Origin of the sequence: Bacteroides sp. K03 (assembly GCF_019734355.1) — a bacterium.
Taxonomy (GTDB): Bacteria; Bacteroidota; Bacteroidia; order Bacteroidales; family Bacteroidaceae; genus Bacteroides; species Bacteroides nordii.
Genome location: NZ_JAASHC010000016.1, coordinates 1 through 13,756, shown reverse-complemented (window position 1 = coordinate 13,756; position 13,756 = coordinate 1). Strand labels below are relative to the sequence as shown.

Annotated in this window: 6 protein-coding genes; all 6 read right to left on the bottom strand. The window is 42.5% G+C overall.

Annotated features, from left to right (window positions below; genetic code table 11):
* Positions 1 to 5: 5 nt before the first annotated feature.
* The 6 genes from fucO to HCG69_RS12345 all read right to left on the bottom strand — a co-directional run bounded on the left by fucO (position 6) and on the right by HCG69_RS12345 (position 13,442).
* Complete coding sequence (fucO, locus tag HCG69_RS12370) at positions 6 to 1,160, bottom strand: lactaldehyde reductase (protein ID WP_221650284.1); 1,155 nt, start codon at positions 1,158 to 1,160, stop codon at positions 6 to 8.
* Between the two features lie 9 nt (positions 1,161 to 1,169).
* Positions 1,170 to 4,436: a DUF4450 domain-containing protein gene (locus HCG69_RS12365; RefSeq protein ID WP_221650283.1), complete on the bottom strand. Its 3,267-nt coding sequence runs from the start codon at positions 4,434 to 4,436 to the stop codon at positions 1,170 to 1,172.
* 160 nt (positions 4,437 to 4,596) lie between these two features.
* A complete protein-coding gene (locus HCG69_RS12360) occupies positions 4,597 to 6,708 on the bottom strand; it encodes a hypothetical protein (RefSeq protein WP_221650282.1) in 2,112 nt (703 codons plus the stop codon).
* 231 nt (positions 6,709 to 6,939) lie between these two features.
* Complete coding sequence (locus HCG69_RS12355; RefSeq protein ID WP_221650281.1) at positions 6,940 to 9,021, bottom strand: RagB/SusD family nutrient uptake outer membrane protein; 2,082 nt, start codon at positions 9,019 to 9,021, stop codon at positions 6,940 to 6,942.
* Positions 9,022 to 9,032: 11 nt separating this feature from the next.
* Positions 9,033 to 12,275, bottom strand: coding sequence for a TonB-dependent receptor (locus HCG69_RS12350; RefSeq protein ID WP_221650280.1), 3,243 nt, complete (start codon positions 12,273 to 12,275; stop codon positions 9,033 to 9,035).
* A 240-nt stretch (positions 12,276 to 12,515) separates the two neighbouring features.
* Positions 12,516 to 13,442, bottom strand: a complete 927-nt coding sequence (locus HCG69_RS12345) for an AraC family transcriptional regulator (RefSeq protein ID WP_221650279.1) — start codon at positions 13,440 to 13,442, stop codon at positions 12,516 to 12,518.
* Between the last annotated feature and the right edge of the window lie 314 nt (positions 13,443 to 13,756).

Here is a 13,756-nt window from a genome sequence, read left to right as displayed (position 1 = left end):
CAACTTTAAAATGCTTTGCGATAGAGTGCTTCAATATCTTCTACAGAAGTAGGACGTGGATTCCCCCCCGTACATACATCATTAAAAGCCGCTACGGCTAAAGCCGGGATATCTTCTTCTTTCACATTGATTTCATGCAATTTCTGAGGAATATTAATACTAAGAGAAAGGGCTTTTACAGCTTCAATAGCAGCCTTTACACCCTCTGCTTCGGTCATACCTTCCGTATCTACCCCCATCGCTTCTGCAATCCGGATATATTTTGGTGCTGCCGGAGATTCAGCGTTATATTCCATTACATAAGGTAAAAGCAAAGCGTTGGCTACACCATGCGGAGTGTCATAAAAAGCGCCTAACGGATGAGCCATAGAGTGAACAATGCCCAGACCTACATTAGAAAATCCCATACCGGCAATATATTGTGCCTGCGACATAGCCTCACGGGCGGCAGTATCTTTTCCGTTATCTACGGCAGCTTTCAGATTCTGAGCAATCATTTCAATAGCTTTCAGCTCAAACATATCACTCATTGCCCAAGCCCCCGGAGTAATATAACTTTCAATAGCATGAGTCAATGCATCCATTCCGGTAGCAGCTGTCAACCCCTTCGGCATAGAGTACATCAATTCCGGGTCAACAATGGCAACAGCGGGAATGTCATTAGGATCAACACATACCATCTTCTTTTTGGCTTCTTCATCGATAATCACATAATTAATGGTTACCTCAGCAGCCGTTCCGGCAGTGGTAGGCAATGCAAAGGTAGGCACAGCCTTGTGTTTTGTGTCGGCAACACCTTCCAGAGATTTTACATCGGCAAACTCCGGATTATTCACCACAATACCAATACCTTTAGCAGTATCAATAGAAGAGCCACCACCCAGAGCTACAATAAAGTCGGCTCCGGAAGCTTTATAAGCCTTCACACCATTCTGCACATTGGCAATAGTCGGGTTTGCTTTAACGTCACTGTAGAGTTCATAAGGAATGTTGTTAGCTTCAAACACTTTGATAACCTCAGCAGCCACACCAAATTTAATAAGATCTTTGTCTGTGACAAAGAAAGCTTTTCTGAATCCACGACGGGCAGCCTCTACAGCGATCACACTGCGGCAGCCGGCTCCGAAATAGGATGTTTCATTTAATACAATACGGTTCATAATTTCATTTTATTTTTGTAAGGTGATTCCCATTATTCCGATGACAACATCGTTTGACAACGTCTCCAGCGTCAGGCTCTTTAACTCTTTATGCGGATCGAGCAACATATCAAGTAGTACTCCGGCACCTCCGTCGATAGGCCGGCCGTAAACTCCTGTAATATTCAAGTCCTTTTCAAAATTATTACTAACCAGTCCCGATTTGAAATGCAAACGATACGGACGAGGCGTTTGAAGACAAAAAGCAATCCCGTCTACATAGAAGTCCTGTTCGATAGGACACCAGTTGTCCGGATTTATAAGCTCCAACACTTCTGAAGTGCCATCTGCATAATGTACACGAATAACACCATTGGCAATGTGGCACTGCATATGATTGGTACTTCCTGCCAATAGCAAATAGGCGTGGGATGCTTTTCCGGTGAGCGGTATAGTCAGACTATCAGGATAATTGTCCCATAAAGAGGTAAAGGCGATATTCTTTCCTTCGGCAGGCGTACGAAAAGGAACCCCCAAACTGGTAGATAACAATCCGTCACGAACCTGCGCCCGCATACCTGAGTCATCAATATCAGCAGTCAGTGTAGGATGGCACCACTCACCTATCCCCTGTTTGGGAAGTTGTAAGGTAGTATAAGGAGAACGTGGCGAAAGATATTCATTCCGATATATATCTGTAACCGATGCATTGAATACCATCTCCATGTTAACCGGTTCACAAACCCCAGTCTTCACCCGGGTAAATGAAGGTACAACCGATACATCCTCTTGCTTTATATTCACATCAACAGGTTGCCACCATTGCATTTGCCCTTGTTGTACATGTACAAAGAATGTATGATGTCCTGACCGGCCAGATACTTTTCCTTTCAATACACTCTTATCAATAGAAGACGTTGTAAATACTCCCTGCGGATCATACAGTTTATCAAAAACAACTCCTTTCAAAGCAGGTAAAGCCAAGTCCTGGTTGGGAAGCAGTTCTGACCTACCTTCGAAAATAGAACAAAGGGTATCTCCTCCCCAAACAATCTCAATGACTGCATTCCGAACAGTTGCAGGAGTCGTCACAGCTATCACCGGATGTCCGGAAGCTGCTTCTATAAACTCCCATTTAACAGATAGTCCGTTTACCTTTACGGATTCTATATTCTCCCAAGGGGCATTCACCTGTAAAGTTACCGCCAACGGAGTTGCAAAATGTTGCTCAATCTTATAAATATCCTTCGTCCCCTTACGCCGGAAGCTGTAAGCAATATCCGGAGTAGAGAGAGCTGCCTTCTCCCAATCCATAGGAAAACCGGGACGGATCAAAATCCGCCCATTCATTGCATCAGGCAAGATGCCAAACAAGCCTTGAATCAGCAAGCGGGAAGCAACTCCAATCGGATCACCGAAATCGCGGTAACACTCTCCACGTGCAGCATCATAAAAGCTGATCTGTCCGAAATTGCCGGGACTATCTCCCAAATACATACCATCAAGTACGGAACTCTTCATCAGTTTATATCCCGCTTCGGCACGGCCCGCCTGAAAATAAGCCAATGCAGTATGCATTACCTCAGCAAAAGCCACATTGTTAATGCTCCATGAATAAGGTAACCAATTTGTGGTTGAAACCGTTGCATACCCTTCGTCGTTCAATCCTTCGCCACAAACCGGTATATGAGGGATTTCCGTATCTACATAACGTGTCGCCTGGTAAGCCTGAAAAGGATCTGCCACCTCACTGTCGAGTGCATGATAGATGGTCCATACCCCCGCAGACTGATGCAAACGGCGATGTCCCATGAAATCCTGATATTCGGCCCAATGACCTTTATCAGATAACCAGAGGCGATCATTGAGGGCTTTCAGTATTTTCTCTGCTTCGGCACGGTAAGGTGCAGGATTCTCTCCTATCTTCTCTGCGATAAGGGCAGCCAGTTTATTAGCCCTGTAATTGTAGGCTGATGAATGAGTGACAGCACCACTATTATAGTACAGCGCATCGCTGGCCCAAATACAGGCATATGCATCATAAAGCCCGTCATTATCGGGATCGTAATTCAGTTTTTCCCACGCCAGATGACGAACAAGTACCGGCCACATCTGGCGGGCGTATGCAACATCTCCTGTCCAGTTAAAGTGCCAGAGGAGTTCATCAATATAGCAAAGATTCATGTCATAGTGATGCATCTGATCGTTCTTGCGGGGATTGCGACAAATATATCCATTACTATATTGAGGAGTTCCCCAACGCTTTTCAGACCGTGCCAGATTCAGTACAGAATCCTGAGCCGGATGAGGGATCGTATTCGGGACTTCAGTTACCTGACTGGCAGCATACGCATCGAAGTGCGTCCGGGCACGATCATGCCAGCCAAGCACGTCTCCGGTATAAGCAGCACGCCAGCCACTAAGTGGCATACGCCATCCCACGGCACCGTGCAGCCATACTTCACCATCCCAGATACCATCGGCAGCTACGGCAAGCGCTCCTCCCAATGTATTAAGATAGGCATCTGGTGTTTCCACATGAATACGGGAAGCCAGTGTAGCACGTGCCTGTTCGGCGACATCATACAAGCGATTGCCCTCTTTCTTATCCAGTAGTTGCAGAGAAAAGTCTTCAAATAATAAATAACTCGTACCATTCTTCAAACGGATATCATGACACTGCATCTGTTGAGGATCGGCAGGTGCCTCAAAGCTATCTGCCGGATCGGCTCCCATGTCCCCATTACGGTTCAACCGCCGTGCTTTTATCTCAGAAATAAGGACGGTGAGCACAGCTCCGGAAGGAAACCCGGAAGGTTCTATCTTCCAGATAGCTCCATCAGCCTCCGGCAGAGCCAGTGCAGCAATACGAAGTTCTCCTTTCCCCCAATTCGGATCTGTAAGATGATACGTCCGGCGTCCAGGGGTGTAACGTGCCTCACAATAAGCCACAGAATCCAGCATCACTGAGTAATCAGCAGGTATAGAAAGTCTGAAACGGATGTTTTTACTATTTCGCTTATCATAGGTAGCAAACACAGGACGGTCACTTGTTTCCAAACGAAAAGCAGAAGAGCTACCATAGAGTGCACGAGTATAACGATTCTTACCGTTCACACAAACAAAATCGTCCCCTTCGGGACGGTACTGCAGGCTGCGGGCAGCCCCACGCTTATGATCATTATAAGAAGTTGATTCAATAAAGTCGCCTATTCGTTTCACCGTCCCCTGTGCCTTAACACAACCAGACGACAAACCGAAAAAAGCTAACAGCATAAAAGATAAGTATCGAAGCATGAAAGTAGTGATTAGTGAGTAGTGATGAGTGATTAGTGAGTAGTGATGAGTGATGAGTGATAAGTGAGTAGCGATTGGTGAGTAGTGATAAGTGGTTAGTAGGCTGCGCTGTCATCCCGCACGGCACTAATCACTTATCACTACTCACTAATCACTATTTCTACGGCATTGGCTTCAGCCCTTCCCAACGTACATTCCACGTTCCATCCTTCGGGAAGCCCGGATTCTCTGTCTGGCAACCATCCCAACCGGCACACATCATGGCCACTGCGGTTAACAAACCACCATTTCCCGGCAGGTAAACCCGCAAACGGCCATCCTGATAATTGTGTCCATTCACCAAGTACGTATTGGTACGTTTATCCATCAGTAAAGCACCCACTGCTTTTTCCGGTTCACCCAGACGGGCTGCATTCATAGCCGTCATAGGATAGTCCCATCCCCAGGTCTTACCCCAGTTCCAGTTGTCCCATATCCAGTGCAGAGTATTTTTCATATAGTCGTCGCGAATCAGCTTATTCATCGGCAAAATACCCACAGCACCCAGTACCGCCATGTGGTCGGAAGTAAAACGAATATCTTTGTAAGTATCAGTTGCTGTTTCGGCAGCCAAATACAACTTATCTTCATTATAGGCTAATGGAGAAAGTTTATCAATCATTTCATCCCACTCCAGATTACGTTTTTCGCCGGCACGTTCACGCCATTTCTGCGCTGTCTCCATAGCAAAATGCCAATATGATAACTCAAAAGGAGGATTTACTGTTTCGGCAGCCCGAAGTGTTTCTTGTGCCGGAATGGCTCCTTTCAATACAAAACGGCCTTCCAATTCATCATATGTAGCAAAGGAATACATAAACTGAGCAGTCTCCTGTACGAGTCGGTTGTATTTCTTTATCACTTCATCCGACGGATTATTACGATACAATAATTCGGCCAGATAAATAAAGTGCGGTTGTTGCCAAATCAGGAAACTACCTACTTTAGACGGTGCTTCTGTCCCACTCGGATCGGTCATCTTCATCCAGCGTACTCCATCGAAACCTTGTCTGCGAGCTATTTCACGTGCAACAGGTTCTACTGTTTCATACCAACCCAATGTACGATCAAGCAATTCTGCACGGTTCCACAATGCAAACTGAGCCTGATGCCACCAGATCATTTCGAGATGAAACTTACCAAACCAGGAGTTGTAAGTCAGTCCGGTCTCTTGTGGAGGAGTTGTTCCGGCACATTGGATAGCAAGAAGATATTGACTCAATACCACACGGCGTTCCAATTCCTTGGCACGGGTATCCGTACAGGCAGAAAAGTCGACTGCCGCACCATTTTTCCAGAAAGCAGTCCAATATTCAGCAGCCTTCTGTTCGGTTTGTACTGCAGTTGCAGTCTCCGTAGAGGCTCCTTCCGGTGTGAAGGCACAAGTAAAAGCCAATGTATCTTCTTCGGGAGTAAGCACAAAGTAATTTTTATCCTTTTCGCCAAAGAGAGCTTTACCTTCCCAGCGAATCGTAACATAATAAGTGGTAGCATCCAACGTGCGCTTCAGTACAACCTGTTGCCCGTCCTGGCTAACAATAATGGTAGAATGTCTCTCATTGGCATCCCACTTACAGGCATCATCACAATGTCCGCCTGTCGGATACGGAAAACGGAAGTTCACAGCCGGATGTGCAGCAGAACGAACAATGGCTGCCAGCATATCTGCTTCGGGATGACAAGCCGTTTGTACTTCAACGGGAGTCCCATTTAACTTAAAGTTACTATTGATAGTTCCTTTCCAAAGATCAAGTGTCTGTTTCACATCTGTAATCTGCGAAAGTGAGGAAGAGTCGCGTCCAAAATCAAAACCTACCATCCCTAAATGAAGACGATGTGGATTCACACGAAACCAGTTGGCTGCTTCTTTCTGACGTCCAGCTTCATTGAACTGTACGGAATAAGGTTCCATGCGGCCACGGCCAAAATCATAATCTTTCAGTGTTTCTTCATGTTTATAACCTTCCGGGTTGGTAAACTCATGCCAACCCCATTGGCTTTGTGTACCTAAAGGCACGCCTTTTGTATAGAGTTCCGGATATGTTTGCAAGCCGGTAGCATCTACAGTATATGCAAATTCACCGTTTCCAACTGATAGGGAAGCAAGAGAATCAAAAGCTGTTACCTGGGGAGAATTGCGATTAACAAGTGCCTCACGGTCAATGGGCGTTTGCTTCTTCGAACCGCAGCTTACCAATGTCAATGCAAGCAAAGAATAAAACAGTTTTTTCATGGTATTTAATATAGTTGATAAAAATTCAGGATGTTGATGAGTACAAAGATAGAGGTTTCTATAGGATTTTTCTCTGCACAGATTGGCAGAAAGACTAAGAGATTTGCTTTACTGATCATCCAAAGACACCTATAAAGAATCTATCGGAGAAAAAAATCCTCTGCCACCGAAATAGTTTGGCGACAGAGGATCTGATTTATTGTGAATTTAAATCACAAAAGAAAGAATTGATTATTTATATCCGGGATGTTGTGTCAGATTCGGATTGTCAACCAGTGGGTGACCGGCAGACTTAGCTGCAAAAGGCAACAATTCTGAACAGTTTTCCTTATAGCCATAGTAAAGACCGTCACTACCGTCAGCAGCTTCAATCCAGTCGGGATATTTACCGCCGTTTTCTGCGGATCCTGTAGGTTTCTGATAAATGATCTTACCAATTTGCAGTGCATTGAAACCTTTGCCAAAGCCTACAGCCTTACGGGCATTACCATTGAATGTACTGGTATAGGCTTCGAACATATTAACCGGGTACCATTTATCGCCTGCATTAACAGCAATACCATGTGCACGAACTATTTCAGCCAGTTTAGTCTGGAAAGCATCATATTCAGCTTTATTTGTAGGTACAGCTTTTGCTACTGCAATTTCGTTATCATCGGTCAAATCAATATAATCAATTGCCAGGAAAGTATCACCATAAGTCTGTGCATCTTTATGGAACTTATACAAACGATATACCGATACATCAGCATATTTATTCTTACGATCTGAAAGGTCTTTCATCGCTTGCTTTGTTGCTGCCAATTCTTTGGCGATGCGGCCCATACGGATCAAATCTGTACGAAGTGAAAGTTCTCCGCCAAATTCCCATTTACGTTCCTGAGCCAAAGCATCCTCGAATTCCTGCGGATCAGTAGGTATCGGCAGTGACCCTACACCGGCACGATCGCGAATCTCTTTTAAAGCATCTTTGGCAGGCTGAGTCGGAGCACCATTCAGATAGTTCTGAGTTTCAGCATACATCAGCAATACATCAGAATAACGTATAATAGGGATATTTACATTACGTTTGTTTGCATCAGATTCCGGTGCCACACACCAGGGGATACGGAATTTACCCGACATGATACAAGAGTAAGTAGTACCTACATCCACCCAGGTATCATTACTTGCACCACCTTCCAGAAAATAAATACTGTAAGAAGTACAGGTCACATCCCGGCGGGCATCGCCTTCTTCAAAAGACAAATAGTAAGTAGGCAAAATGAATTGCATCGCTTTACGCGAACCATACGTACCACCTCTGGTACCCGGATGTGCATACAAACCAAACTTTGAATTCGTCGTTGCCCCATACTGTGCCAAACTCCAAAGAATCTCTTTATTCAGACTGGTGAATTTTCGCTGACAGTAATTATACCATAAATTCTGAAAGCCACTCATTCCACCTTCTGCCTGAACCAGTGAGTTCTGTCCATGCTCTATGATATCGTTACAAGCTTTGTCGGCTATCTGATAAAGTTCACGCACACGAGCTTCATCACTACGACGGGAAACTTTCAATGTAGCCGGATCATTCGTTTCAAGATTCCAACGCAATGAATAACCTCCGGCATAAAGAGCCACACGTGCCAACAGTGCCAAAGTGCTCTGTTTGGTTAAACGTTCGGTAGTAGCAAAACCACTTTCTTCGAACCAGGGCATATAATTTGCAGCAGTCTGCAAGTCTGATACGATACGATCATAAATGATATCACGAGACGTACGTTTAGGATAGAAGGTCGATTCGTCATCCGGATCCATATCTTCCAGAGGTTGCCAGTTTGCGGGAACATCACCATAAATGCTAATCAGATTAAGATAGGCAAAAGCACGCAGTGCAAGAGCTTCCCCCAACAGGGAGTTACGCTTGGTAGTCTCCGGCATCATGTTCAGATTCTTGATGGCAATATTAGTTGCCTCAATAGCACCGTACTCTTCATTGTAAAGCGTAGTTACGGTATAAGGAGAGGTTGAATCATAAAACCAGTTACAAATATTGTATTTTCCGTTGTTAGTAGTACCGTCCTCACTGGAGTGAGTTACAGTTTCACCTGCCATCAACTGATAGACCATCTCTGTAGGAATAATACCACGATAACAACCTGTCACGAATAATTCGGCAGCTTCCTCATTCTTAAATACAGTTTCAGAATCGGCTGATGTATAAGAAGGCATTTCGAGCCAGTCCGCACATGACGTCATTCCCATGGAAAGTGCCACTACAGACAAAATGACTAATTTCTTTTTTGTATTGAATAATCTCTTTTTCATAATGCGTAAGTTTAGAATGTTAAGTTAAGACCAATGACATAACTTCTTGAACGTGGATAAGTAGAACTATCATATCCCGGTGTACAAACAACCTGATCATTAGCTGCAGAAACCTCTGGGTCATAACCGGAGTAACCGGTAATCGTTGCCAGATTATTGGCTGTGAAATAAAGACGCGCGTTAGAAATCATAAACTTCTTCAGCCATACCTTGGGCAATGTATAGCCCAGTGTCACTTGTGCAATACGCAAGTAAGAACCATCTTCCACATAGTAAGAAGAAGGATAAGTGATATAACCGGAATTTGTTTTACCTAAATTCCATGTTGCAGAAGCCTCATTCGGATTCAGTTCTTTGTAACGCTCTAAAGTAGTGGCCTGTTTACCTGTCTGCGGATCGATCATGCGATAGTAGTGATCGCCAAATTCAGTAGGTACATTCTGGAAAGCAGCATAAGGGCTCATACTGTGTTTAGTAGCATTGTAAACATCATTACCAATAGAGAATTTCATGAAAACACTCAAGTCAAATCCACGATAACTAAAGGTATTATTGAATCCTCCGATACAGTCAGGGGTACCATTACCAATCTTAGTCTCCTTTTTAGTGAACTGAGGGTTACCGTCTTTATCCACATCATTCGCAGCAAACTTGATATCACCCGGTTGCGGTGTTCCCTTTTCAGGTCTGACAACACCATCTTTCAGCGCCAATTTACCGTCTGTACCCTGAACAAAATCATCTGTCGTATAAACACCATCATAAATATAGCCATACATATCACCTAAACTATCACCTACTTTTGCATAATAGTTCACCATACCCGAACGGTTACTGCCTACAGAGAAGGTTTTGCTCTCGATTCCATTTTCCAAAGAAAGAACCTTTGAGCGGTTGAAAGCCAGGTTCAAATCACTGGTCCAACGGAAATCTTTGGTCTGTATATTCACTGTATTGATTGAAACCTCCCAACCGCGGTTACGTATCTTACCAATGTTTTGGAATTGATTCTTATAACCGGTTGAAGAAGGGATCACACTCTTCAATAACAGGTTGTCTACTTGGTTGTTATACCATTCAGCAGTAATATTCAAGCGACTATTGAAGAAGGATAAGTCCAGACCAATATTAGTAGAACGCATAGTCTCCCATTTCAATTTCTTATTTCCCAGAGTTTCATCTACAATATAAACAGGAGACCCCACTATATTATTCATCGGATAATCAGACTCTTTGAAAGAGGTAACATACATATAGTCACTGATATTACAGTTACCTGTCGTACCATAACCTACACGCAACTTAAAGCTATTGACAACATCTGCCACTTTATTATCTTTCCAGAAACTTTCTTCTGAAATACGCCATGCTCCGGAAACCGAAGGGAATATTCCCCATTTGTTACCTTTTGCAAATCTGGAAGAACCGTCACCACGGACCGTACCTGTCAACAGATAACGCTCATCAAAGGAGTAATTTACACGTGCAAAAGCAGAAACAACGCCATTACGCGAGTGGCTTACCGATTTTGATTTTACGGTAGCATTATCAATCTTATCCAACCCAAAGATATTAGGATAAGGGAACTTGGTAAGTTCCATTTCATTTCCTTCAGATTCAGAATAAGTTACTTCATGTCCCAACAATACATTTACTTTATGTTTTTTAGCAAATGTCTGGCTGTAGTTCAAGGTGTTGGTGATTTGCCATTTATAAGATTCTTTGTTTTCAATACTACCATTCATACCTGTATTCTGATCCATCAGATATGAAGTAGAGTTTTCATCAGCAAAAGAAGTCGATTTAGAATTTGTCCAGGTATAACTACCGGCTGTACGCCAGGTAAAGTATTTCAGAATATCTATTTCAAGACCTGCATTAACGGTATAAATACGAGAACGTTTGTTAGAAGTGGAAGCCTCATTTTGTACAAGCGGATTGGCTGTATCGAAACTGGCATCTAAAGCAGAAAAGTCCGGATAAGTCTGTGTATGCAGTAATTCATCCTGAGTAAAGAGTGTACCACCAATAATCGGTTGAAGCAACACATTCTTCATACCAGAATAAGCGCCACCGCCATCAACTGAGTTATTGGAAAACATAGTATTTACATCCACACGTACACCTTTATAAAGCTCTGAATTTACTTTAGCGCGAAAAGAGCTTTTCTTCATACCGTGATTGGCCAGCAAACCATCCTGCCCGTTGAAGTTGTAACTCAACATTACCTGAGTTTTTTCTGTACCGGCGGTAACATTTACATTGTGAGATTGAGTTAGAGCAGAACCACCGAAAACTTCATCTTGCCAATCAAGCGTAGAAGCTCCGGCATAACGGTCACTGATACGACTATAAGCACCTGTATAAAAATCAGGAGCATCTACACCTAAACTATTATCGAAAACATTACTGTAGTTAGCCAATCCACCCTGAAGTGCAGCCAACTCATACTGATATTTTGTAAACTGTTCAGCATTAGACATCATATCCAGTTTTTTGGAAAGTTTGTCAAATGAGAAGTAAGTATTATATGTTACCTGTGTCTTACCTTTTTTACCCGATTTTGTTGTAATCAAAATAATACCATTAGAGCCACGCGCACCATAGATTGCTGTAGAAGAAGCATCTTTCAAAATGTCGATATTCTCAATATCATTGACGTCAATGTTTGTAAGAGCATCTTCCATCTCAAAACCATCAACAATATAGAGTGGTTTGGTACTCTGTGTAATGGATGTTCCGCCACGTACTGTAATTTCAACTTTTGCACCTGGTGCACCACCTGCAGTAACAATATTAACACCGGCTGCCTTACCCTGCAGAGCTTGTGCTGCAGTCATTGCAGGTACAGCTGCCAAATCTCCTGCTGAAACAGAAGAGGTAGCTCCCGTAAGATCTCTACGTTTTACTTTCGCATAACCGATAGCCACTACTTCGTCCAGCATCACACTGGATTCTTTTAATGTAATGTCAAAATGAGTTTTACTACCGATTAATACAGTCTGATTGTCATAGCCTACAAATGAAACAACCAACTCCTTGGCAGAAGCAGGTACCGAGAGTTTAAAATTACCATCAATATCGGTAATCGTACCGACAGAATTGTTGCCTTTCACAGTCACAGAAGCACCAATCACCACGTCCATCGCATCGCGAACCGTACCGGTAATTGTCTTGTTCTGAGCAAAAATGCTTAGAGGGTAGCTTATTAACAGAAGCATCAATAAGCAGAAGTTTTTGCGTAAGATTCTCATAGATTATTAATATATAATTTGATAATAAATAAATTCAAGTTTAACAAAGCATGCTCCGTTATCGAACACAGGTTTTGTGTCTGCAAATATAAGGGGTCTCATAATCTACAGATATGCAACTTTTGACAGAAACACTCTCATTTTTGATTTTCTTTAAGAAAAGATGCGCTTTTTAAGCCATAAAACAGCAGAAAAAGAGACAGTTAATAATCATTCTGATTTTCAACTGTCCTTTTTGATTTAATCGATTTCCTCTTCTGAAATATCCGTTTCGCGTCCAAAAGAGCGATATTCTAATGGAGTAAAACCTGTACGTTTTTTGAATAGTGAGAAGAAATGCTCAGTAGATTTATAGTCGAGCATAAAAGAAATTTCTTTAACTGATTGGGAGGTTCCCACCAGCAGTTGTTTTGCTTTGCGTAATTTCAATTCCTGGAAGTATTTTGCCGGGGCATAGCCCGTATAGTCTTTAAACACCTTACGGAACCATGAATAGCTAATATTCAGTTTCATAGCCAGTTCTTCCGGATCAATATCCTTAAAGACATTTTCATTCATAATAATTTTAGCTTGTTCAATCTTCTGGTCTACATCCCCTACCTCAAAAATCTTATTCTTCGAAATAGAAAGGATCATCCCAAGCATATGCATTACAATACCCGAAAGATACTGTTGAGCTGAAATCTTATCCTGCTCTGCAATCTCCAATGCACGGGAGAAGAGCGAAACCAACTCTTCATTTAATCCAACTTCAAGAACTTGATTGTCTTTAGATAGAAACCCCTCCCCAAACAAGTTATTAACTACCGGGCCTTCAAAACCAATATAATATTCATTCCAGCCGGTTTGCTGATAAGGGTGATACGTATGCCATTGTCCCGGGAAAAGCACCATCAAACGTCCTTTACAAACCTGCTTTTCGGGGGTTGTTTCCGAAGTAAATAAGCCTCGTCCTTTTGTTATATATACTATTTGATATTCGCGCAGAATACGACCTTTGCTGGTATTAAAAAAATAACCGGAAGGATGATTTTTCAATGGATAAGGGGAGTCCGGCAAAATAGACTGAAAGCCAACAGTATTGACCCACAAACCAAACTTGCGATCCATATCATTTACTATCAGATACTTGAATTCAACTCCTAAATCGTTATAATTCTTAGTCATACGTACCCTATCATAATATATAAATAGTAAGAAACAACAGACAAAGATAAAAATAATCTTCTAAAAACACTACTATTTAATTCAGAAATGAAAAAAATTGAATCCATTGATGTGAGCTGGTTACAAAACGATCAATAAAATATAGCTTTATTATCTATTTTTCATTAACACAATTAACACTATTCTTTAACTATAGATTTTACACATGCAAAAGTGTACACTTTTGTATACATAAAGTGGTTCTTCTTCAATTTAGTTGAACCGTGTTTGATAAGTCACTTTTGCAAAGTAGGCTCTATGGGATTCAAAATCAT